Genomic DNA, 23,196 nt, shown 5'->3' with positions numbered 1-23,196 from the left:
TGCACCCTTTTGCTCGGATTGTCACCTTTAAATGCAATTGGCCGTTCGATAAAATGACAATGCAAGCTAATCAAGTCGCAGCGAAATAGGCTGCAAGGGGGTGAATTATCAGATGGAGTATCACGATAATGAGATGGCCGGTCGGGTTGTTAGAAGACCAAATCCTCTTGGCTGGATAAGGGTAAAGCAGATGAAGCGCTTTTGGTTTATATATCTGCTGATCACGCCTGTTCTCGTGTATTACGGCATTTTTCGTTACTATCCGATGCTTGTACAGGTGACGCTTGCCTTTAAAGATTTTACGCTTCTTGGTGGGATCTGGCATAGCAACTGGATTGGATTCGATAATTTTACGCACATCTTCTCTAAGGATGAATTCTATCAAGTACTGAGGAATACCATCGCTATCAGTTTGCTGCGTTTGGCGTTTGGATTTCTTCCGCCGATCATATTAGCTATTCTGCTTTACGATTTGCATTCTTCCCTTCTTCGCAGAATAAGCCAAACGTTGCTTTATATTCCTCATTTCTTCTCGTGGGTCATCATGTATGGACTTGTATATGCGTTGTTCTCTAACACGGGATTAGTTAATCACTTGCTGGAGGAAGTGGGAGGCAAGGCTCAGAACTTCCTGCTTGATGCGAATTGGTTCCGGCCATTATTAATAGGATCGGCGATATGGAAGGAAATCGGATGGGGCACGATCATTTATTTGGCAGGAATGTCCATGATCGATCCCTCGCTGTACGATGCAGCCAAGATAGACGGCGCCGGTCCATTAAAACGTATATGGCATGTAACGCTGCCGGGGCTTCAATCGGTCATGATCTTTTTGTTCACGCTTTCATTGGGGGGCATCTTGAATGCGGGTGCGGAACAGATTCTGTTGTTCTATAATCCGGCCACCTATAGCGTGGGGGATGTCATCGATACATATGTGTATCGGCAGGGTCTAGGCTCTATGCAGTACAGCATGACAACGGCTGTTTCCTTGTTTCAATCCGTAATTGGTCTCATATTAGTATTGTCGTCGAACTCGATCTCGAAGAAATGGACGGGGACCGGCATTTGGTAAATCGAGGAGGAGGAAGGAGGATGAAGGATGTCCGAACGGGTCTACCAATGGTCCGCAGCGATTATTGTTTCGGTAATAAGCGCCTTTTCCGTCCTGCCCTTGTGGTATGCGATATCATCTTCGCTTGTGTATATACAGGAATGGAACGCCAAGGGCGGCTTTATTCTCTGGCCGGATGAAATTACGCTGCAGGCGTACCAGCAAATGTTTGCAAGCACCCTGTTCACAAAGGCGATGGGGGTAACGGTATTAAGGACGGCGATGGGGGCGTTACTGACTTTAGCTTTTACCGTTATAACGGCATATGCGGTGTCAAGGAAGAAGCTTCCTGGTCGGAAAGTGCTGCTATTGGCTATTCTGATCACCATTCTGTTTGGCGGAGGCCTTATTCCAACCTATCTGGTCGTTAGGGATATGCAGCTGCTGGATTCGATTTGGGCGCTGATCATCCCGGGATTGGTGGATAGCTGGAGTGTGCTGGTGTTAAAACAGTTTTTTGAAAACTTGCCCTCAGAGGTAGAAGAATCGGCTCAAATCGACGGGGCTGGAGAGATTCAGCTTATGTGGAGAATTATGATTCCGATGGCGGCGCCAGCCATGGCGGCAATTGGACTCTTTACAGCCGTTGGTCATTGGAATGCATGGTTTGATGCTCTTATTTATATCGATGATCGCAAACTTTATCCGTTGCAGCTTCTTATTCGCAATATGTTCGAGAATGATCGCGAATTCTCGATTATGCAAAATGCGGGAGCGGCCACAATTATTCCATCCATTTCGCAGGAATCATTGAAGATGGCATTGGTTGTTTACGGTATTCTGCCCATTCTGTGCGTCTACCCGTTCCTGCAAAAATATTTTACCAAAGGCATGTACTTGGGGGCTGTAAAGGGTTAGAACTAATATAGGAGGCATGATTTGAATGTTGAGACGAAAACAATGGGGAACAGTAGGCACACTGATGCTTGCCGGAAGCATTATGCTTGCAGGATGGTCATCAGGAGATCCGAACAATGTAAGTCCTTCGAATGCGGTTAGTCCAACAGCTGGAGCAACCGACGCTGAGAAAACCAGCGATAAGAAGTTCGCTATCGAATTGATCGAGACGGGCTGGGTTAACACACCTACAGACGACAGTGATCCTTTCAAGAAGTGGATTGATGAAACGTTTAACGTTGACTTCACCTTGACGACGATCCCTGCCAATGATTTCGAGAGCAAGCTGTTCACCCGTTTCTCGGGAAGCAATCAGCCTGATCTGATCTTTGTTGCAGGCACGGATCGAACCTTGTTCCAGAAGCTATACAATCAGGGAGTGCTGCTTGATGATTGGGTCCCATTGCTGGATAAGGTGCCGACCGCGGCAGCCACTATGTCCGATGTAGCCAAAAAATATGTATCTCAAGATGGAAAGATGTTCGCGTTGCCAAGACAGCCGGATGCCAATACATGGTCGTTCAAGATCCGCAAGGACTGGCTGGATAAACTAAGCTTGCAAATTCCGCAGACGGATACTGAATTAATTGAAGTATTCAAGCAGTTTACCTTCAACGATCCAGACGGCAACAATCAAGCTGATACATGGGGAGCAACCTCTGCAGGCGCAGGCGCGAATTTTAGCTCCTTGTCGCAATTAGAAAATATGTATGGTCAAATGGGCTTCCAGGTAACCAATAACCAGGTAGATCATTCCATCCTTAATGGTACTCATCAGAAATTTCTGGATTTCGTGAAGCTGCTGCAGGATGAGAAGATTATTGATCCGGACTGGTACACGCAGGATTGGGAGCAAAAGAAAGTGAAGCTGGGTACAGACAAGGTTGGCGTGGATCAATATCCTGGCGTTCTGCTTTCAGAGTACGAAGCGAATACCAGCAATACGGGAAAAGCGGCGGATATATGGACGAATCTCCCCATGCCGAAAGGCACGGATTCGGGTGGCAAATTGCCTGCAGATGCTCCGGTTAGCGGCATGCTGGCGATTTCCGCAAACGCGGCAAAGGATCCTGAGAAGCTTGAACGAGTGCTTCAACTGATTGAAGGCGTAACCTATCCAAATGACGGGTACTGGAAAATACGTTGGGGCGTTGGCATTACAGGAGAAACGATGACCGACCTGGATAATGGCGCCAAATTCTTTAGCGAAACCAAAGACTCCAGCAATTATCGCAGCAATGTACCGGGAGCATGGGATTACGGCACCTGGATCGCTACCAATCGTGACAGTGTGCTTCAAAGTACGGCGAAAGAACCGGGAGCGGTACAAGAAAAGACATTTGAACTTGATAACGAGACGATCAATGCCGCACGCTATCAAGATTTTGAATCGTTGTTGACGCTGGATCCGCAGTTGTTGAATGACGTTACGAGACTTCAGAACGAATTTGATATCAAATACGTCCTAGGAAATACGAGTGATTATGAAGCATTCAAGGCAGAATGGTTGAAGGCCGGCGGCCAACAGCTTCTGGACAGCGCAACGGAACAATACAAGGCGCTTGGCTATATCAAATAGCCCGTATTGACTCAGGGAGCCATAGTTTCATTCCAGCATTAGGGCAGTTACAGCGACAAGCTTCTAAAGGCGGATTGGCTATGGCTCTACTTATGACGAAGAGCGGAGGAATAGATGGATGAAGACATATGCTAGTGATTTCAATAAGTACTGCAGAACACTTGGAATATTCATGCTGGCAGCGATTGTTGCGTGCAGCTCGCTGTCCTTGCTCCCATCCCGAGCTAGTGCGGATGGCTGGATCAGGCTGTATACTCACACTGGAAATGAGAATAAAGCTCATTTTGAGTTTCCGACTCATGCAAGCGCTACAAAAACAAAGGGCCAGAAATTTACTGCCGATGCTGAGTTTGATTCATTGCGTCTGTCGGCGCCAAGCTATGGGAACAATACGGGGAAGCTTACACTGTCCTTGTATGCCTGGGATACTGACTATGAAACGACAACAAGTCAGGAGCCTATCGAAGTTGAAACATTTGTCAATTTTATTGATAGCGACTGGCTGGAAATTAATTTTGCAACGCAGGACGAGGGGGATTATCTCTGGGAATTAAGCGGTCATGAAGAGTGGGTCGGGGTATACGGATTTGCTCGCAATGGTAACGATAAGTCCGTCTCATTCGACAACGGTGTGGAGCTGCCGGGCTACAATTATATGTCGGAAATTGAATTAAGCGAAGGAGGAGCAGTAGATCCCGAAGGATCGGCAGTTGCTGTGATGGGTTGGACCAAGCTCTATAGTCCGCAAGGCGATAGACCCGCCTTTGATTTTAACGCAACAGCAACAAGAGGGCAAAGATTTAATGTATTATCAGGATTTGATTCTTTCCGCGTTGTGGCGCCAAGCTATGGGAACAATGTCGGAGAGCTGACGCTGTCTCTGTATGCTTGGGATACTAACTATGCAATGACAACAAGCAAAGAAGCAATTATAAGTAAAACATTTGTTAATTTCAATGATAATGCCTGGCTGGAATTGGAGTTTCCGGAGCAGCCTCAGGGATCTTATCTCTGGGAACTGAGCGATCCGGTAGAATGGATCGGAGTTTACGGCTATGATCGTCAGAATGGGGATCCGTCCGTCTCTTATGCCAATGGAGTGGTATTGCAAAACTTTAACTATCAGGCAGAGGTTGGTTTCATCTCCGGAGTAGTACCGGGTAAGCCAGCAGTTCCTACAGGTTCTGCAACGATCAAGGCAGGAGAAACAGCTGAATTCTATAGCGGAGCATCCCACGGGGCTGGATCGATGCTGGCGTATCTGTTCGATTGGGGAGATGGCTCGTTGTCCATGTCATCGCCAGTTAAACCAAGAACGAATGGTGAAGCGTATCGTAATGGACGTTCTTCACATGCATGGGAAGCGCCAGGGACCTATTCGGTTAAAGTGCGGGCCTATGATAATAAAGGCAACCCGTCTCAAGAATGGTCGGAGCCACTGCAGGTTGTCGTTGCAGAACCTGCAGGAGCGACTGGCGATCATATGATAAACGGAGTGCAGGTCTCTTCCGTTTCCTCCGAACGGGAAGCGGCTTATGCCGGGATTCATGTCTTGGATGGCGATCCGAGCTCATACTGGTCCAGTGAATTGCATGCAGATGATCCTTCCCAAGAAGAGCATCTTGCGGTGGATTTGGGCCGCGTATACACGGTTGACCGAATTAAGCTGAGCCCTCGAGCCGGAGGTTATGGTTTCCCGCGAGAACTAACCTTATCTTATAGTGTAGATGGTCTAATCTGGCACGATGTACCCATTTACGAGAATATGACCGTGCCTGGTCCCGTTGATTCTGATTTCGTATTGGAGACAGGCGGACTTGCGGCCAAATATTTCAAGATTACGGCCAACGAGCTTGGCGAGGATGATCAGGGCGAATCAGCCTTTCAATTAGCCGAGCTAAAGGTGATTGGCAAGGAAGGAACACGATTCTATACCTCCAAAGGCGACATCTATGATGCGGATTGGAGCAATATGTTCACGGTTTATGGATTGGCGCAAAATGAGCTGACACCGGAAGGAAATCGTTGGTTGAACGGCCCAGGCGGCAACCTTGCCATTGGACCGACAGAATGGCAATTTTGGACAGCGCAGAAGCTGGCCTGGACGAATGATACGGCGAATAAAAAAGAGCTCTACCGGCAGATGCTCGATGTGCCGTTAGATGATGGATTTATCTGGGCGCATGCGTATGGGGAGAAGCATCTGGATTTGTCCAGACATTATTCCAATAACCCTTTGTTTATTATGGGCGTGCACAGGCTGTATATGTGGACACGGGATCATTCCATGTTCAGTAATCCATTGCCGTCTTTGTCGTATTGGGCAGCACCGGCCTACCCTCAAGGCGTGAACACGATGTTGGATAAATTGCGTGAAGCGATGGAATTTATGCTTGAGGATCAAGAGGGCAAACATGGTCTGCTCATCATTAAGGATCCGGAAAATGACGGTACGGCAGATGCCCATGCTTCCAACTATTGGGACAACTACCCGATGGGTTATAAGAGTGCCTATGAGAATGTATTGTTCTATGGATCAGTGAAGGCAATGGCCGATCTTGAGGGTGCGGTAGGCAATCCGGATCGGGCAACTGAACTGCGCGAGCTGCTTCCGCTTATCCAGGAAAAGTTTAATGAGACGTTCTGGAATGATGAGCTTGGGCGTTATATCGCTACGATTGACGTGAACGATGAGGAGCACGATTACGGATTCACCTTCTTGAATGCAATGGCTGTTATGTATGGTCTGGCCGATGAGGCTCGTGCCGATTTCATATATGACTGGTTGGATGGCAACCGAATTATTGAGGGAGATACTTCGACAGGGGAGGATATCTATCACTGGGGCTGGGCGCCAAGAGCGAATACGGTAGCAGTCGAATCCAAGGAGCCGTATTGGTGGTTTGATTATAACGGAGCCATCAGCGTAGACCCGAATAATCCTTCAAGCAGCGCGAGATGGGGCGAGCATCTGGAGAATGGCGGGGCGATCTTCTATACCTCCTTCGACGATATGATGGGCAGATTGAAGACATCTGGCGGAGCAGACAGCGCATTTGCAAGAATGGAGAACATACTGGAGGAATTCCATCAGGACGAATTGCGCCGAGATCCCATCAATCCTGTTGGAGGGCCATGGGTGTTTGGCATCGTCGGCGAATATTCGGAATCAGGCATTGTACCGATGGTCATGCTGGAAGGCTTCCTGGGCGTAGAAGCAAGGTCGGATGGGCTGCACATCAACCCGAATTTGCCTGCCGAGCTTGACAATATGGGGTTAAAGGAAGTGCTTTATGCCGGACAGCTGTACCAGATCGAAGGTAACCGGAACGCGACTCAGCCAACAGTAAAGAAACAATCGGACGGATCCATCAAGATCATCGTTCCGAATCTTACGGAATACGTGATCCCTCATGATCAAGTACCGGAAGAAACGACTAGCCCTATCATGGAATATCCAACATTGCCTGGTGTACCGGAAGTGAAGCTCGTAGAAATCAATGGCGGCAGTGCGATTGTAACGCTTGATGAAAAAAATCCGGCATATTCGATCCCGGTGAAAGGGCTAGAGGGGTTAGCGCTTGTCCTTCAATCGAAGGATGCAAAGCTGCGAATCGAGCAAGGGGTGCTGGAAGCTCTCCTCAGCAAACTGGAGGATCCAAACGGTGCGACGCTTGAAGTGAGTATAACAGCGTTATCTGAAGGGGAGTTGAAGGCCGCCGTAGCGGGTAATCCGACTGCTGTTGAGCTAGCTGGCCCAGCTTACGAGTTCGATGTGTATCTGCGGACTGCGGCTGGGGACAAGTTTCAGCTTGGAGAAGGTAAGGAAGTTATGAACCTGACATTGGATTACGATGATGTATTTGACGAGGAGCTCCTCGGTGTCTACGTATTCGATGAGGAGGCGCAGGAGTGGCGGTATGTCGGTGGTATCGTCGACAAGGAGAACCGGCAAATATCCATAAACATCGATCGCCTAGGGAAGTATGCCGTTTTCCAATATACGAAGCGATTCGATGATGTTCCTGCAGACCACTGGGCAGCCAGAGTTTTGCAAATACTCGCTGCCAAGCACATGGTCAACGGGACAGACGATAAGAACTTCGCACCCGATGGCGATGTAACGCGGGCGGAGTTTGCAGCGCTGCTTGTGAGAGTTCTAGGAATCGAATTGTCAGAACAAGCATCGCCGTTTACTGACGTAACCTCGGATCAGTGGTACTATTCGGAAGTTGTCGCAGCTTATCTGGCGGGACTCGTTAACGGTACATCGACGACGGCGTTCTCACCTGAGGAGAACATAACCCGCGAGCAAATGTCGGCAATGCTGGTACGCGCATACGAATTCGTGAATGGCAGCATTGAGGTTGATAGCACGGGGCCGGATGCCTTTACAGATGGCTCTAATGTATCCGACTGGGCGATTGCAGAAGTAAGCAAGGCAATTGCTGTTGGATTGATGCAAGGAAAGGGCAATGGTCAATTCGATCCGCGCTCTTTTGCGATTCGTGCTGAAGCAGCACAAGTGCTATACAATATTCTCACCAAATAATTCTTGTCATGCTCATTGCTTAAAGTATACCGTCAAGCCGACGTATTTCAGGTATCCCCTGATATTCGCTCGGCTTTTTCTTTCATTCTCTTCTCTTGTTGTCCTTTGTCCTCACGAGGCAACCTCCTAGCAATTTGGGTTGCCTTTATTTTCTCGCGCGGTTCCAGATTGATTTGCCATTAGTCGGCACGTTGTTTCTAAATCAAATTAATGCCTACTGTTATCCGATTCTGTCCTCATTTTCCGGTATATCCGGGGAGAAAAGCCATAACGTTGCTTGAACATCTTCGAGAAGTGGAATTCGTCATAAAAGTTAAGAGCCAACGCAATTTCCTTGGAGGACAGATTCGTTGTCTCCAATGATGCTTTTGCCGAGGCGAGCTTAAGGTCGAGCATATACTGAGCGGGAGATTGTCCCGTCATTCCGCGGAATCGCGAAAAAAACGTCGTTCTGGTTAAGCCGCTTTCCGCAATGTAATCCTGGACACGGAACGGCTTATCGATGTTCTGGTGCATATGATAAAGAACGGTATCGAGCTCAGGATCGCGAGTAGTGTTTGTGATAGATTTTTCTCGGGCGAACAGAAGGAGCAATTCTTGAAGGAGAATGTTGACTGAATATACATAACCTACGGGCTTAACGATGAGAGTTTCGATTATGTTCTCGCAGAGTTTAACACTATCTGCAACTTTGGCGCTTGTCGTCACTTGCCCAATAGCAAGCTCAAGCTCCTTAATCATATCCGTTCCGGCGAAGTCTATGAAATAAAATTTCCAATTGCCGTCTATGCAGCAATAAGAGCATGGCATATCCACGTCAGCGATAAAAAAAGTACCAGCATGCAATAGCCTTTTTTCGCCAATTAACGTTAGACTGCCAGCACCTTCTATTGTTACGAATAGACCGGGTTCGGAAAAACCATTCTGTTTCGCGACTTGATAAGATTCGTTCGCATGCACCTTCCAGATGGAATGGAAACGGCAAGGTAGTCGACTATCGCTTGGGGCTAATTCGTATGGAATGTTCATGATTTTATGCATAACGCTTCGATCCTCCGTTCTGGTCAATTATACATAAATACTGCTTGCGATTATAATATTTTGATATATTCATGTACTATTTTACATGTAATGAATACGTTTCTCCATGGTTTCGCGTTTGCGGAATAATTATACTTTGGTCATAAATAACAAGGGAGAGTGTTACGTTATGATGGTCAAAGTCGGCAGCAGAGAGCTTGAATTAGGGGGCCCGCATCTGACTAAACTGAGAAGCTCGAACGATTTGCTTCACGATATCGATGCCCTAAGAAACAGAATGCAAGAAGACGGTTACCTCTTGCTTAGAGGTTTCCATGACCGGGAACAAGTTATGAAAGCACGTCAACGCATTCTGGAGAAAATGGACCGGATGGGCAAACTGGAGCGGGATACGTTGCTGGAAGACGGGGTAATGGCGGACGGCAGCAAAACGATATTTTTCGGCGGGACAAACGAGGATCTTCCGGAGTTGCTTAGCGTACTTAACGGCGATCATGTTATGCGATTCTTCGATGAGCTGCTTGGTGATCAATCGATGACCTACCACTATAAATGGTTGCGCGCGGTCGGGAAAGGCGATTATACCGGTGCCCATTACGATATCGTATACATGGGAAGAGGGACACACAACTTGTACACCGTCTGGTCTCCGCTCGGCGATATCAACTATGCGATGGGAGGGCTCGCGATTTGCCTTGACTCTCACAATTTCGCAGAGCTTAAACGTTCCTACGGCTCCAAGGACTCGGACAGGGACAATATCGGGTTTGGACACTATACAGACGATCCTCTTGTCGTCACGGAAAAATTCGGAGGCAAATGGGCGACAACAGAATTTAAAGCCGGAGACGTATTAATTTTCGGAATGTTCCTTATGCATTGTTCACTGGAAAATACGACTAATCAATACCGGCTAAGCGTCGACACGAGATACCAGTCCGTTAACGAGAAAGTAGACGAGCGTTGGAGCGGTAAAAAACCTCGCGGGCATCACAAATAAAAGCATTTCTGAACAGCGCTTGAGTACTCAGCCTGCAGATCAAGAGATTTGCAGGTTTTTTGTTGTTGGAATGGGCTTCCGAATGAGATGTCGCCATATTTCCGCCATGTTCATCTAGTCGGTTTTAGAAGAAAATGGAGGAAGCCGAGTAACTGGAAAGGCAAAGGCAAGGGCAAAGGGAGGAGTAGCAAAGATGACCGAGATCAAAAAAGAAGTCATTCAAGAAGAGCTGAAACGATTGGAGCTTGAGGAGAACGTTCGCATTCTCTATGCCTGCGAATCGGGGAGCCGGGCGTGGGGATTTCCATCCAAGGATAGCGATTACGATGTCCGATTTATCTATATAAGACCGGTGGAGTGGTATTTGTCCGTCTTCGAACGTCGCGATGTGATCGAGCGGCCAATCAGCGATATGCTGGACATTAGCGGATGGGATCTGCGCAAGGCGCTCGGATTGCTGCGAAAGTCCAATCCTCCGCTGCTGGAGTGGCTGCAGTCGCCTATCAAGTATGGCGAATATTATAGCTCTGCAGAGCGGATACGACGTCTGGCGTCCAAAGCCTTTTCGCCCAAGTCGTGCATGTTCCATTACTTGAATATGGCAAGGGGCAACTTCCGCGAATATTTGCAGGGTGACGTCGTTCGCATCAAAAAATATTTTTACGTGCTGCGGCCGGTGCTGGCTTGCGAGTGGATCGTCAAATTCGGAGAAATGCCGCCGCTGGAATTCCATCGACTGGTGGAGGAGATCGTGCCGGAGGGAAGCGAGCTTCATGCCGTTATTCAGGAGCTTCTCGCTCGAAAGATGCGCGGCGAAGAATTGGATCGAGAGCCTCGTATCGATGTCCTTCATGATTATTTGGATTCTAAGCTCATCATGCTGGAGGTGATGGCCCGTGCCGCCGAATTGCCTGCAGACCCGATACGGATGGAACGGTTGGATGAGGTTTTTCGCGATACGTTGGCCGAGGCGTGGAGGTAAAGTTCGGTACTAAACCGTTTATTCCTTTGAACTTGAACCTCGGCAGGGGTAAGATGGATTTACTATATGGAGAAGGGAGGCCGATGGCCGTGATCGATACGACGACAAAACGCAAGCAAGCTGCGGCACAATATCATACGCTTATTGTCCATCGGCCTCTACGGGCCTGATCTGAGAAAGAATTCGCGACATTTGTCTCCCTTGCAGAGCGGAGCGGTGAAGCGTTTGTCTTGATGCACAGTTCAACCGTGAGCCCTCGGGCTTGCGGTTTTTTTCTTGGGGGAGCCTGCGGACCCGCAGGGTGGGAATGAGTGTGAAATCACTGCGCCAGAACTCCCGCAGAAGTCTAACGGGATTCAGCCCCATGCTGTAAAGTATGAAAAAAACAAGGCGGGCATGCGCGAAAGCATAGGTGCTAGGACTAGAACCAACACCAGCACCAACACTAGCACCAGCACCAGAACCAGCACCAACACCAGCACCAGCACCAGCACCAACACCAGCACCAACACCAGCACCAACACCAGCACCAACACCAGCACCAACACCAGCACCAACACCAGCACCAACACCAGCACCAACACCAGCACCAACACCAGCACCAACACCAGCACCAACACCAGCACCAACACCAGCACCAACACCAGCACCAACACCAGCACCAACACCAGCACCAACACCAGCACCAACACCAGCACCAACACCAGCACCAACACCAGCACCAACACCAGCACCAACACCAGCACCAACACCAGCACCAACACCAGCACCAACACCAGCACCAACACCAGCACCAACACCAGCACCAACACCAGCACCAACACCAGCACCAACACCAGCACCAACACCAGCACCAACACCAGCACCAACACCAGCACCAACACCAGCACCAACACCAGCACCAACACCAGCACCAACACCAGCACCAACACCAGCACCAACACCAGCACCAACACCAGCACCAACACCAGCACCAACACCAGCACCAACACCAGCACCAACACCAGCACCAACACCAGCACCAACACTAGCACCAGAACCAGCACCAGCACCAGCACAGAACCAGCACTAGCACCAGTATCAGAAAACTAGAACCAGCACTAGCATCAGTACCAGAACCAGCGCCGGCACCAGCACCAGAACTAGGGGAAGAATGCGATAGACGCTGCATACCATCCCGTTGACGTACATTTGGATGTCGTAGGCACGAATAGAGGGAAAAGCTCCTCCTAATCTTGCGCCAATCCATGGATTTGGGACAATAGCTGGAAAATCTCCCTCTAATTATCGTGAAATCGGCCGGAGGACTCGTAATTACGCAATATTGAGGGAACATTTCCCTTTAATTTGATGCAGAAACCCTAGGGGATCGAAATAGTGGGAGGTTTTCCCTTAATTTATGTTTGTAAGTCGGCCTAGCCGAATCTAAAAGCCGGATACCGGGCCCCTGGTGCAAAGCAGGTCGGCGCCGCCGATCAATTCCACGTCAAGAAACCAATGAAAAATAAAGGAGTACCAACATATGAGCACACAACAAACTTATTACAGACGAGTGGATCTGCCCGCCGGGGATCTGCATGTCTACGCCAGCGACCCGCTCTTCCACGGAATGGGGCACAAGGTCCTCGAGATGGCGAACAACAATTTGCAAATCCCGAATATCCGCTTCATGAGCTACACGCCGGACGCGCATGTCGGCGTCGGGACCTGCATCGGGACGACGGCGGTATGGGGGATGGAGAACGGATTCGTCTCGCCTTCCATAGTGGGCAGCGATATCGGCTGCGGCATGCGCGTCCACCTGACGAACATCCGCGAGGAAGAGCTTCGCGACGTTCGGCTGAGGCGCAAGCTGGTAAAAGCGATCGAACGGCTCATCCCGGTGGAGAACCACGCGAGGGGCTTCTTCTCCGATATCCGGCTGGAGCATGTGCTGCGCAAAGGGCTGCACGGTCTCCCGGGCAAATACGTGCCGGATGCCTACACGCCCAAGAAAGCGACTTCGCTTACGCATGTCGAGAGCAGCGGCTTCCGCTTCGACGAAGCCGAGCTCGACCGGCTACCGGAACATGTATGGCATCGCGCCCATAGACAGTTGGGAACGCTGGGCGGCGGCAACCATTTTGTGGAGATTCAATCTCTTCGCATCCATGAAGACAACCGCGATATTGCAAACCGCTGGGGGCTTGAGGACGGCATGGTCGTCGTCATGATCCACTCCGGCTCCCGGGCATGGGGCGGTTCCGTCAACCAGTATTGCGGCTCCGAGGTCGCGAAGTCGATGAGCCGCGCGGGACTCGGCACGGCAGACCCGAAGCTGCAGTTCGCGCCGCTGGACAGCGGGGCCGGGTACGCGTACGTAAACCTGATGTATTCCGCGCTTAACTTCGCCATTGTAAATCGCCATCTCATGGCTTTCGCGGTCCGCGAGGCATTTAAGGAGACGCTGGGCAAGGCTGCCGAGCTTCGCACGTTATACGATCTGATGCATAACTACGCCTGCGAAGAGGGGGGAGGGGAGTCCGCCTACTTCGTCCACCGCAAGGGAGCGACCAAGTCGCTGCCCGCAGGCCATCCCGGCAACCCCGCGCCGTATTTGGAGACTGGACATCCCGCCCTTATCCCGGGTTCCATGGGGACGGCCTCCTATCTTATGGTCGGTGCCCCTGGCGGCGCGGCCAACTACCATTCTATCTGCCATGGAGCAGGCAGAATACGGTCGCGCAACGCGACGAAGCAGCTTGTCACGGTCGACGAATTCGCCCGTTCCATGCGCGTCGGCGAAGAGGACGAGATCGTGGTGAACCATCGCGGGCTGGAGGCTATTCTGGACGAATCCCCGCAAGCGTACAAGAACGTTGATGAAATCGTGGACAGCGTAGTCGGAGCGGGTCTGGCATCCGTTGTCGCGAAATGCCGCCCTATGGCGACGATTAAAGGCATTTAATATAAAGGTGATGAACAATGAACAAGATGAACATCGTATTCAAAAACGAACCGAAGACCGAAACGCCATTCATCGTGCGGTCCGCGGATGCCAAAGATAGAGGCGCGGCTATCGGCGGGAGGCATAACTACTTCAACTATGTGGCCATGATGGAGCGGATTATGGTCAATCTGACGGAACGTTGGGATGCAGAGCCCAAGCTATATTACCAGGATGAGAACAACGACGTCTGGGATGCGCTCTGCGAGGACATCCGCAGCGGCTACGAAGGGCTTCGGCATGTTGCCAGTCTGTACGATCTGGTAGAGACGAGCCAATTCCAGTTCGAGTCGGAGCCGGACCGGCGGCTGTCGGGCTACGAGATTCGTCCGTCCGCTCGCAACAACCTTTTCGTCTATGACAAGTTTCGTGTGGCCTTTGCCCGAATTCCGAGAGAGACGCAGTACGGGCTTGGCAACGAGGATATTATTTTCGCGGAGAATGATGAGGGGCTTGGAGCGTTCCTCGCCGATATGCGCAAGCGCCAGCTGGAGTGCAGGAAGCTGATCTTGTTTAGCGATACGCGCGACGGATTGGAGCAGGAGCGGATGAACCCCAAGGGCGAGGTGACGCGCGACGACGTATTTATGGAGGAGTCGCTCAAGACGCAAATTTACCGCTCGTTGGACGAATTTTTCAGTAATGAGGGACTGTTCTTCCAAGAGTATGGCATTCCGTATAAAAGGGGCATTTTGCTCTACGGTAAACCCGGCAACGGCAAAACGACGCTCGTCCGTTCGATCTCGGCTACCGTCGACGCGCCTGTCGCGTATTGGCAAATTACGGAGTATACGAACAGCGAGTCCATCGCCGAAGTGTTCGCGGCCGCGGCCCGCATGGCTCCGATGGTGCTCGTCATCGAGGATCTGGACTCCATGCCGGAGTCCTGCCGCTCGTATTTCCTGAACACGCTGGACGGCGCCGCTTCCAAGGAAGGCGTCTTCCTGATCGGAACCACCAACTACCCGGAGAAGATCGATCCCGCTCTTATGAACCGGGCAGGTCGCTTCGACCGGGCATACGAGGTGAAGCTGCCGGACGAACGACTGCGTCTTGCCTATCTGACGCGCAAAGGCCTGGGAAGATTCGCCGCCGAGGACCAGATCGCCGATATCGCCCGCCGTACGGAGGGCTTCACCTTCGCGCAGCTTGGCGAGCTCTACGTGTCCGCGGCCCTGCAACGCCAGTACGAAGGGGAAGCGGATCTGGAACGACTAGTCGAAGAGATGAAGTCGGACTACGCCAAGAGCCGCAGCGGCGACTGGATGGCCGCTGACAAATCCCGCTCGATGGGATTTTTGTAAACTTCGAAAAGCCGGCTTCCATGCCAGGCAAAGCTGTCTGCCGTGAATGAGAGAATCGCTGGTCTTCTGCGGAAGACGTTACTACCTGCGTCCATGCCGGGCAGAGCTGTCTCAGCGGAACTCTAGTCTCACTGGATCGCTACGGAAGACGCTACTGCTGTGCTCTCAGCAGGTCACGGAAGGACTCCGCCGCGATGGAGAGGGGGGCCTGCTTTCTGGCGGCAATGCCAATCTGCCGATCCGGCAGCGGGACCTCCGTGCGAAGCTCCAGGAGCGATCTCCGGGAGATGCCGGAGGCGATGAAGGCTCTGGGCAGGAACGTTACGCCATATCCCCGTTCCGCGAACTCGGCCAGCATGTCCAAGCTGCTTAATTCGAAATCGGCTTTGGCCTCCATGCCTTGTGATTGGAACCATCGCTCAACGTATTTGCGCGTTGAGCTTCCGGTGGAAAGCAGCAATAGAGGAAGCTTAGTAAGTTGTTCCGCCGATAAAGGCCGGTCCGCATATTCCTCGAAGGCCGTTCCTGCCACGACGCAGTATGGGGAGATGCGCGATGCGACGATCTCGATCTCGTCGTCCGAGACAGGAAGATGGACGAAGCCGAGATCCAGCTCTCCTTTCTTTAGCCGATCGACAATACTGCTGGATTGATCCTGGATAAGCTGGATGTGGATATCCGGATAACGGTCTTGGAACGCATCCAGCGCCGGGAGCACGCTATCCCGAATAATGGCTCCGTTCGCGCCAATGCGCACAATCCCTTCATGCAATTGACGAAGATTGTTCATATGCCGTTCGGCGGCTCCCAGCTCTTCGAAGGCAAGTCGAACATGCCGATACAGCACCTTGCCCTCCTCGGTCAACTGCACGCCTTTAGGCAATCGATTAAACAGGGTAACGCCTAGCGTTTCTTCCAACTGCTTGATCGCGTAGCTGACGGAAGGCTGCGTCATATGAAGCTGCTGGGCGGCTTTGGTTAAATTCGAGGCTTCGGCGGCATACAGGAAGATGCGATACCACTCCGTATGAGACACCATTGACATCAACCCTCTCTATGACAGGATTCAAATATTGTAATTTCATTTATTCCAAGTATACCTCTAAAATGAAGAAGAGAACACTCGGACGATGAAAAAAAGAGGAGGCTTGCGTTATGGCGGGCAGCACATTCGGGGAACGATTGAAGATGACGACATTTGGTGAATCGCATGGACTGGAGGTGGGGGTCATCGTAGACGGCGTCACGCCTGGGGTCGAGCTGGACGAGGCCTATATTCAGGTGCAGATGGACCGCAGAAGGCCCGGCCAATCCTCCGTAACGACGCCTCGGAAGGAATATGACAAAATTCGGATCGTATCGGGCATATTCGAAGGGCGTACGACGGGCACGCCGCTATGCATCATCCTGAACAATACGGATATGAAGCCATCGGCATACGACGATATTAAGTCATTGTACAGACCGGGGCATGCGGATTACACATACGATCAGAAGTACGGCATTCGGGATTACCGGGGCAGCGGAAGAGCTTCGGGCAGGGAGACGGCAGCCCGCGTGGCGGCAGGCGCCGTGGCGCGCAAGCTGCTGGAGAAGCGGAACGTATCCGTTCTCGCCTATACGAAGGAGATCGGCGGCATCCGCTGCGAAACGTTCGATCCCGATGCGATCGAGCGGAATGCGGTGCGGGCATGCGATCCTGTGGCGGCCGAGCGCATGATTAAACACATCGAAGAATTGGCTCTGGAGGGCGACAGCTGCGGAGGTATCGTCGAATGCAGAATCAGCGGCGTGGCGGCAGGACTTGGAGAGCCGGTATTCGACAAGCTGGACGCGGAGCTCGCTAAGGCGATGCTGTCGATCGGCGCCATCAAAGGCATCGAGTTCGGGACGGGATTCCAGGCGGCCACTATGCGGGGCAGCGAGCATAACGACGAGATGGGCGCGGACGGCTTCAAAACGAACCATGCCGGCGGTATCATCGGCGGCATCAGTACGGGTGCGGACATCGTGTTCCGCGTTGTCGTCAAACCCACCTCTTCCATCTCCAAGCCCCAGATGACGGTGGATGTGGAAGGAAACGAGAAGCCGATCACGACGATCGGCAGACATGATCCCAGCATTTGCCCTCGTGTTGTACCGGTTATCGAGGCGATGGTCTGCATGGTTATCGAGGACCATTATAAGCGGCAGGCCGCTTTGCTGGATTAATTTGTTGCTGAACGGATATGCGCCTAGCACTTTTGCGTCTAGCGCCTCGCGCCTAGCCTTGTGCCTCACGCTTTGTGCTTGTGCGCCTCTCGCCTTTGTGCCTTGCACCTAGCGCTTCGCGCTTTGAGCTCGGGCCTTGCGTTTCTTCTCCTCGCAGCTAGCGTCTACTGCCTTGCAATTCGTGCTTGTGCACCTCGCGCTTGTGTGACTCGCGTCTACCGTCCCGCATCTAGCGTCTAGCGTTTTGCGCTTCACACCTTGCAGCTCGAGTCTAGCGCCTTGCGCCTCGTGCTTGTGCACGCCCTGCTCCTCACGCCTTGCGTTGCCTAACGGCAGCCGGGGCGTTTTTTGGCTGCAATGAAAAGGCTATTTGGCTAAAAGCATCGGTTACGATAACGCGATTAGAAAAATAATTGTACGAAAATACACAAATAAAGCCCATTATGAGTTATAATTTCATAAATTTGTGTAAATATACATAAATTTTGGTCTGAAGGACTTCAAAGAAACGATGTAGATCGAGGATTTGTGTATATTCGTACAAATTGCGGCCCAGGGGCGGTAATGATCAGAAAAATTGAGTAAAAATGCACAATTAATGATGAGGGTACCCGGAGTTTAGGTCATACAAGATGTTCAGGTCATACCCGGAGTTCAGGTCATACAAGATGTTCAGGTCATACCCGGTGTCCGGGTCACACACGGCATTAAGCTCACATTCGGTGTTCAGACCATACGGCGTGTTCAGATCATACCAGGTGTTCAAGCCACACACGGTATTAAGTTCATACAATGTTGCGATTATGCTTCGGCCGCTTCCAATCAAGAATAGTTCCAGCAGCGCCGGAATGCCATGAAACACGTACGCAAGGATGGAGACGCTGCGCACGCTGATGCAGCTGACATCGATCGATCTAACGTTCCTTACCTGCAGCAATCCGGTGTAACTTCCCAGGTTCACCAAATTGAAATATAATCCAATTGTTAGATTTAAATTCCAAAGTATACCATCGTATTTTGTCGGAATTGTAGTTAGAATCTTGTCAGAAAGAATTGCGTTTCGACTACGCGCTTCGACACCCCTCTGCGATCAAGCTCGCTATACTAGTCATAGAGATTATTACTCAAGATGACGGAGGGGCGCTATTTGGACAAAAAATCGCTTAGAAAGAGGACGGCCTGGTTCATCCACATAGAAATCGATCGGGTTGTTGCCAATTTAAAAAACGGGGTCGTTGGCAAGGAGCATGCGCTCGGCAGCCTCAATACGTTGCATCAGATGGCTTCTACACTCAAGGACATCGATTCTATGCAGCATGTATGCAAAGTGATGAACCGCATTATCGATTCGGCGCATACGACTGGTGCTTTCTACTTCACGGAGTATCGGAGAGAAGCACGGGGTTGATGGAATTTCCCCGATCCGCCAACAATTGGTCTTCGATCCAAGCCGCCGTCTCTAACGGACGGGAGATGGGAAATTGATGACCGAAAGGCAACGTATCCACACGGCATCCCTGCAAGGCGTGCGGTAACCGCCATACGGCATCCGCTTCACCCCACAGAATGGCCGCTTTGTTCCGTACTGAAGCCGACAGCATCGGCAAGTAAACGTCCGCGCGCGTCAGTTGCCTGGCAATTTCCGCCGTCGTCGACAACACTCTGGGAGAAGCCAGCTCCTCCCGGACGTAACGAACATAGTCCTCCGGCACATTCTCGCTTATGGCGAAGGTGCCGGATTTTTTGAGTTGTTTGGAGATCAGGCGAAACGAGCCGCGCCTGAACAAGCGGGCGCTCAGCTTCGGGAAACGATACGCGGCCTTGCGTACGGGATGAAGCGCAGGCTGGAGCAGAAGCAGCTTGCGAACGGGGCCGGGCACGCTCTCCGTCGCTTTCGCCGCAATCAAACCGCCAAAGGAATGGCCGATCAGCACGACAGGTTCGTCGAAGCTTCGCAGCAGGCGCGCAAGACCTTCGACATACCCTTCCAAGACCGAAGGATGACGATGGTAAGGCGCGCGCCCAAGGCCGGGAAGCTCAAGGATCTGCTTAGGCCCGTCATGCTTGACGGCTCTGGCAAGCGGCAGCAGTTGCTCCGCCGAGCTGTAGATGCCGTGAACGAATACGAGCGGCATGGGTTGACCGGTCGTCGGTAGCCGCGAAGGCTGATTAGCGGAAGGGAGGTTCCCCTCTCCCGAAATAACCTCAGCCGTAATGCCCGCAGCCGGATGAATCCCATCCTGCAAGGCCAGCAGCGTCATCCCCTCGTGGACATGAAGCGTCGCATCACCGGAAAGCTTGCGGCCCGGATGGCTAAGCCGATAGTCGAGATCGGCGACGACGCGGCGGAGCGCCTCTTGGTTGACGGCAAGACCTCGCAGCACGCGTTCCTTGGATGTCGTCGTAAATTCTTTCCGCACGATGAAGTTCATCGACTCGGAGGGGATGCCGAGCAGTCGGTTCCCGCCCCATGACAACAGCCGCTTTATCAAGACGGGAGGAGCCGCGGCGAGCGGAGGTTTCACCCTAAGCTCCCGGGCGATAAGCCCCGTCAACTCCGGCATGGAAAGGCTATCTCTCTTATCATCCAACAAGTAAAAGGTATCGCTGACGGCAGGTCTCTTTGCGACGAGACTTGCGATGAACGCCGCCGTATGATCGACATGGACCATGGGCAGCCAATGATCCGTCCCGCCAGGAGACAGGGGCATCGCTCCTTTGCGAACGGCATCGACGAGAATGCCGAGTCCGCCCGTCTGCTCGGTCTCGCCGGTAACCGAATGGCCGACGACGACGCTGGGATTGACGGTGGACAAGGTTATTTCAAGCGGTCGCAGAGCCTTACGAATGTAGGAATCGGCCTCGAACTTCATGATCTCGTAAGGCGGTGCGTGGCTGACGGCGCCGGGCAGATCCGTCAGCGCGTTGCTCTCGTCATATGGACTCATGAATCCGACGACGTGAACGAAGTGGCGCAGCTTGCCTTCCCTGACAAGGCTCTCCGCAAGTCCGGCCGCTTCCCGGGCCGCGCCGCGGAACACGATCTCGGCCTCGGCCAGATCCAGCCCGATATTCATCGGACCGCCTGCGTGAATGAACGTGTCGCAAGCCAGCAATTGCCCGATGTTCTCCGTGGAGAGGCCCAGCTTCGGCAAGGTTAAGTCGCCGACCATTGGCAAGACGGTCTGATCTCTATCCGTCATCCGCAGCTCTTCCAGCACAGTCTCGAACTTCGATAGGGAGCGCACAAGCGCATAGACGCGATGGCCCTCCGCAGCCAGTCTCCTCAGGAGAGGTTTGCCGATAAATCCCGTTCCGCCGGTCAAAAATACGTTCATGTGTCATCCGTCCCATCGATTTGAATTTATAGTACTAATAGGTACTAATTTGATTAAAAAAATTACTTTAGCAAAAGCGCTAAAGCAGGCAATACATCCTTCAGCATTCCGTTCATGCCGGTGCTCTGGGCGACAAACAACCCACCTTCGATCGTCGAGACGATCATCGCGGCGGTTGCTTGAGCAGGCAGATCTTTGCGCAATTCGCCCCGACTTATTCCGTCCGTCAGCAGGGCTTCCAGGCTTTCCAGCTGCATGGAGAAAAAACGCCGGAATTTCTCTTTAGCCGCGGGGTATTCGCCAGCCGTCTGGACGTACAGCGTCAAGAAGGGACATCCGCCGAGATAGTTGTTATTTTCGTTCTCCAAGGATAAAGCGGAGATGACCCTCTCAAGCTTGTCGTAGACGGACGCCCCCTCTTCCGACAGAATAGCGGCCAGCCTTCGCTCGTAGTGTGACGTTAAGCCGTCCACGATCGTGAGCAGAAGCTCCTCCTTGCTCTTGAAATAATAATAAATATTCGTCTTGGAGACATGGCTGTAGGCGACGATGTCATCCATGCTGGTGACCGTTACGCCCCGCGTGAGGAAGAGATGCGACGCGGCTTCCAGAGCGACGTCGCGATTGGAGTTCGTTCGTTTTGTTGGTGTCATAATGGTACTATACGGTACTAATATCATCATGTCAATTCATGATGCCGGCAGCGTCCCGAAAAAGCGTATGAAAGCGGCGGGCGAGTCGCATGACCCGCGGCCTTGTCTGCAAGGTCGTTCATTTAAGCTTCGCTGAGCACGTTCTCCATAAGCGCGGAGAGAAGCTGGATGCCAACCTGATTATGCCCGCCTTCGGGGATGATGAGGTCGGCGTATTTTTTGGACGGCTCGATAAAGGCTTCATGCATCGGTTTTACCGTCTCCAGATATTGGTCGTAAATGGACTGTATGCTGCGGCCGCGTTCCTGGATATCCCGCAGCACCCTGCGTAAAATGCGGACGTCCGGGTCGGTATCGACGAACACTTTGATATCGAGCAGATCCCGCACATGTTGGTCGGCCAGCACGAGCAGCCCTTCCAGCACAACGATCCGATTCGGCTTGAGCTCCAGCGTTTCGGTCTCGGAGCGGGCGTGACGGGAGAAGTCGTAGACCGGCGCGACGGCCCGGCGTCCTTCGCGCAGAAGCTTGAGATCTCGAATAAGCAATTCGTTGTCGAAGGCCAGCGGGTGATCGTAATTGAGGCGCTCGCGTTCTTCGAGGATAAGCTCTGGGAAGTTTTTATAATAATTGTCCTGCGAGATGAATGTGACTTTGTCTGCGCCGATCCGGTCGATGACGGAACGCGCGACGGTTGTTTTGCCGGAGCCGGTGCCTCCTGCGATACCGATCATTAACATGGGCGAAGCTTCACCCTCCTAGTCCTGAATGCGTTTGAGATCACCGTATTGTAGCATATGACAGCCCCTATTTCACCATGCGGAAAACAGCTGGAGTAAATTTGCTATTTGCGCTTGGACCGCACTTCGTATTACCTTAGTGTGTAGGATGACTGATCGGGAGGTGGCGGGTATGCCGCTGTTGACGAAGGAGCAGAGCTTGCTTCCGGCGGCTCGCAAGGCGAAGGAAGTAGAGGCGATTATCGCGTCGCCCTATACGTACATGGTGCTGCTGGGCGGGCATCTGGGACATGTTCAAGGACTTGTCGATCTGGCTAGAGCCGGTGGCAAAAAAGTGCTTCTGCACGCCGATCTCATCGACGGCCTTAAGAACGACGAATACGCGGCGGAGTATCTATGCCAGACGATTCGCCCGGCAGGGCTTATCTCGACGCGCGCGGGCGTGATCGCCCGGACGAAGCAAGCAGGGCTTATCGCCGTACAGAGGCTGTTCCTGCTGGATTCGGATGCGCTGGAGAAGAGCTGCAAGCTGCTGGAGAAGACGCAGCCCGATTACGTCGAGGTGCTGCCGGGACTAATGCCCGAGATTATCGCGGAAGTGAAGGAGCGGACCGGCATCCCCGTCATCGCGGGCGGACTGATCCGCACCAAGGAGCATGTGCGGCAGGCGCTGGCGGCGGGCGCCGCTGCGATTACGACGTCGCGGAGCGAGCTTTGGCGGGAATAGGACCGCAGTATGGGATTTGGTTTATAGATTGTGATCATTTATCGGATTATGGATTGATCGATAGTTGTTGAA

Annotated in this window: 18 protein-coding genes; 11 read left to right on the top strand and 7 right to left on the bottom strand. The window is 52.0% G+C overall.

Annotation, left to right across the window (positions count from 1 at the left end; genetic code table 11):
* Positions 1-112 precede the first annotated feature (112 nt).
* From B1748_RS07880 to B1748_RS07865, 4 genes are all read left to right on the top strand, one after another.
* Positions 113-1,075 (top strand): ABC transporter permease, encoded by a 963-nt coding sequence (locus B1748_RS07880; protein WP_256975571.1) that lies wholly within the window; start codon positions 113-115, stop codon positions 1,073-1,075.
* Positions 1,076-1,102: 27 nt separating this feature from the next.
* A complete protein-coding gene (locus B1748_RS07875) occupies positions 1,103-1,972 on the top strand; it encodes a carbohydrate ABC transporter permease (protein ID WP_087567351.1) in 870 nt (289 codons plus the stop codon).
* A gap of 25 nt (positions 1,973-1,997) precedes the next feature.
* Complete coding sequence (locus tag B1748_RS07870) at positions 1,998-3,590, top strand: type 2 periplasmic-binding domain-containing protein (protein ID WP_087567350.1); 1,593 nt, start codon at positions 1,998-2,000, stop codon at positions 3,588-3,590.
* Positions 3,591-3,708: 118 nt separating this feature from the next.
* Positions 3,709-8,142: an S-layer homology domain-containing protein gene (locus B1748_RS07865; RefSeq protein WP_087567349.1), complete on the top strand. Its 4,434-nt coding sequence runs from the start codon at positions 3,709-3,711 to the stop codon at positions 8,140-8,142.
* A 207-nt stretch (positions 8,143-8,349) separates the two neighbouring features.
* On the opposite strand, the gene B1748_RS07860 is transcribed toward B1748_RS07865, so the two are convergent.
* Entirely contained in the window at positions 8,350-9,183 is an 834-nt protein-coding gene (locus B1748_RS07860) for a helix-turn-helix domain-containing protein (RefSeq protein WP_087567348.1), read from the bottom strand.
* Positions 9,184-9,352: 169 nt separating this feature from the next.
* On the opposite strand from B1748_RS07860, the gene B1748_RS07855 reads away from it, so the two are divergent.
* A complete protein-coding gene (locus tag B1748_RS07855; RefSeq protein WP_087567347.1) occupies positions 9,353-10,183 on the top strand; it encodes a phytanoyl-CoA dioxygenase family protein in 831 nt (276 codons plus the stop codon).
* A gap of 193 nt (positions 10,184-10,376) precedes the next feature.
* A complete protein-coding gene (locus B1748_RS07850; protein ID WP_087567346.1) occupies positions 10,377-11,165 on the top strand; it encodes a nucleotidyltransferase domain-containing protein in 789 nt (262 codons plus the stop codon).
* A 356-nt stretch (positions 11,166-11,521) separates the two neighbouring features.
* Here B1748_RS07850 and B1748_RS36775 read toward each other — a convergent pair whose 3' ends face one another.
* Complete coding sequence (locus tag B1748_RS36775; protein ID WP_179215458.1) at positions 11,522-12,223, bottom strand: hypothetical protein; 702 nt, start codon at positions 12,221-12,223, stop codon at positions 11,522-11,524.
* A 464-nt stretch (positions 12,224-12,687) separates the two neighbouring features.
* Here B1748_RS36775 and B1748_RS07830 point away from each other — a divergent pair, with 464 nt between their 5' ends.
* The gene (locus B1748_RS07830; protein ID WP_087567345.1) at positions 12,688-14,112 is read left to right on the top strand and encodes an RtcB family protein; all 1,425 of its coding nucleotides are present in this window, start codon (positions 12,688-12,690) and stop codon (positions 14,110-14,112) included.
* A gap of 26 nt (positions 14,113-14,138) precedes the next feature.
* The gene (locus B1748_RS07825) at positions 14,139-15,455 is read left to right on the top strand and encodes an AAA family ATPase (protein ID WP_087567587.1); all 1,317 of its coding nucleotides are present in this window, start codon (positions 14,139-14,141) and stop codon (positions 15,453-15,455) included.
* A gap of 151 nt (positions 15,456-15,606) precedes the next feature.
* Here the strand turns inward: B1748_RS07825 and B1748_RS07820 are convergent, their stop codons facing one another.
* Positions 15,607-16,494 carry a LysR family transcriptional regulator gene (locus tag B1748_RS07820; RefSeq protein WP_087567344.1) on the bottom strand — a complete coding sequence of 296 codons (888 nt, stop codon included), beginning with the start codon at positions 16,492-16,494 and terminating at the stop codon, positions 15,607-15,609.
* Between the two features lie 116 nt (positions 16,495-16,610).
* On the opposite strand from B1748_RS07820, the gene aroC reads away from it, so the two are divergent.
* Positions 16,611-17,666 carry a chorismate synthase gene (aroC, locus tag B1748_RS07815; RefSeq protein ID WP_087567343.1) on the top strand — a complete coding sequence of 352 codons (1,056 nt, stop codon included), beginning with the start codon at positions 16,611-16,613 and terminating at the stop codon, positions 17,664-17,666.
* Positions 17,667-18,261: 595 nt separating this feature from the next.
* Here the strand turns inward: aroC and B1748_RS07810 are convergent.
* Complete coding sequence (locus B1748_RS07810) at positions 18,262-18,603, bottom strand: hypothetical protein (protein ID WP_087567342.1); 342 nt, start codon at positions 18,601-18,603, stop codon at positions 18,262-18,264.
* Between the two features lie 210 nt (positions 18,604-18,813).
* Here B1748_RS07810 and B1748_RS07805 point away from each other — a divergent pair, with 210 nt between their 5' ends.
* The gene (locus B1748_RS07805) at positions 18,814-19,074 is read left to right on the top strand and encodes a hypothetical protein (protein ID WP_087567341.1); all 261 of its coding nucleotides are present in this window, start codon (positions 18,814-18,816) and stop codon (positions 19,072-19,074) included.
* Here the strand turns inward: B1748_RS07805 and B1748_RS07800 are convergent.
* From B1748_RS07800 to udk, 3 genes are all read right to left on the bottom strand, one after another.
* Positions 19,043-21,004, bottom strand: coding sequence for an alpha/beta fold hydrolase (locus tag B1748_RS07800; protein ID WP_087567340.1), 1,962 nt, complete (start codon positions 21,002-21,004; stop codon positions 19,043-19,045). The two genes, B1748_RS07805 and B1748_RS07800, sit on opposite strands and share 32 nt — an antisense overlap.
* Before the next feature lie 62 nt (positions 21,005-21,066).
* A complete protein-coding gene (locus B1748_RS07795) occupies positions 21,067-21,687 on the bottom strand; it encodes a TetR/AcrR family transcriptional regulator (protein WP_256975570.1) in 621 nt (206 codons plus the stop codon).
* Between the two features lie 92 nt (positions 21,688-21,779).
* Positions 21,780-22,397: a uridine kinase gene (udk, locus tag B1748_RS07790; RefSeq protein ID WP_087567338.1), complete on the bottom strand. Its 618-nt coding sequence runs from the start codon at positions 22,395-22,397 to the stop codon at positions 21,780-21,782.
* Positions 22,398-22,569: 172 nt separating this feature from the next.
* Between udk and B1748_RS07785 the strand changes: the two genes are divergently transcribed.
* Positions 22,570-23,124 carry a glycerol-3-phosphate responsive antiterminator gene (locus tag B1748_RS07785; protein ID WP_087567337.1) on the top strand — a complete coding sequence of 185 codons (555 nt, stop codon included), beginning with the start codon at positions 22,570-22,572 and terminating at the stop codon, positions 23,122-23,124.
* Positions 23,125-23,196: the final 72 nt, after the last annotated feature.

Origin of the sequence: Paenibacillus sp. MY03, assembly GCF_002165585.1 — a bacterium.
In the GTDB taxonomy this organism is placed as follows: Bacteria; Bacillota; Bacilli; order Paenibacillales; family Paenibacillaceae; genus Pristimantibacillus; species Pristimantibacillus agaridevorans.
The sequence above is the reverse complement of the archived record's forward strand: the minus strand, read 5'-3'. Positions and strand labels throughout refer to the sequence as shown.

What these genes read in the sequence shown, in the direction of transcription:
- B1748_RS07880 (WP_256975571.1), top strand. Translation starts at nt 113, where the DNA reads ATGGAGTATCACGATAATGAGATGGCCGGTCGGGTTGTTAGAAGACCA.
- B1748_RS07875 (WP_087567351.1), top strand. Translation starts at nt 1,103, where the DNA reads ATGTCCGAACGGGTCTACCAATGGTCCGCAGCGATTATTGTTTCGGTA.
- B1748_RS07870 (WP_087567350.1), top strand. Translation starts at nt 1,998, where the DNA reads ATGTTGAGACGAAAACAATGGGGAACAGTAGGCACACTGATGCTTGCC.
- B1748_RS07865 (WP_087567349.1), top strand. Translation starts at nt 3,709, where the DNA reads ATGAAGACATATGCTAGTGATTTCAATAAGTACTGCAGAACACTTGGA.
- B1748_RS07860 (WP_087567348.1), bottom strand. Translation starts at nt 9,183, where the DNA reads ATGCATAAAATCATGAACATTCCATACGAATTAGCCCCAAGCGATAGT.
- B1748_RS07855 (WP_087567347.1), top strand. Translation starts at nt 9,353, where the DNA reads ATGATGGTCAAAGTCGGCAGCAGAGAGCTTGAATTAGGGGGCCCGCAT.
- B1748_RS07850 (WP_087567346.1), top strand. Translation starts at nt 10,377, where the DNA reads ATGACCGAGATCAAAAAAGAAGTCATTCAAGAAGAGCTGAAACGATTG.
- B1748_RS07830 (WP_087567345.1), top strand. Translation starts at nt 12,688, where the DNA reads ATGAGCACACAACAAACTTATTACAGACGAGTGGATCTGCCCGCCGGG.
- B1748_RS07825 (WP_087567587.1), top strand. Translation starts at nt 14,139, where the DNA reads ATGAACATCGTATTCAAAAACGAACCGAAGACCGAAACGCCATTCATC.
- B1748_RS07820 (WP_087567344.1), bottom strand. Translation starts at nt 16,494, where the DNA reads ATGGTGTCTCATACGGAGTGGTATCGCATCTTCCTGTATGCCGCCGAA.
- aroC (WP_087567343.1), top strand. Translation starts at nt 16,611, where the DNA reads ATGGCGGGCAGCACATTCGGGGAACGATTGAAGATGACGACATTTGGT.
- B1748_RS07800 (WP_087567340.1), bottom strand. Translation starts at nt 21,004, where the DNA reads ATGAACGTATTTTTGACCGGCGGAACGGGATTTATCGGCAAACCTCTC.
- B1748_RS07795 (WP_256975570.1), bottom strand. Translation starts at nt 21,687, where the DNA reads ATGATGATATTAGTACCGTATAGTACCATTATGACACCAACAAAACGA.
- udk (WP_087567338.1), bottom strand. Translation starts at nt 22,397, where the DNA reads ATGTTAATGATCGGTATCGCAGGAGGCACCGGCTCCGGCAAAACAACC.
- B1748_RS07785 (WP_087567337.1), top strand. Translation starts at nt 22,570, where the DNA reads ATGCCGCTGTTGACGAAGGAGCAGAGCTTGCTTCCGGCGGCTCGCAAG.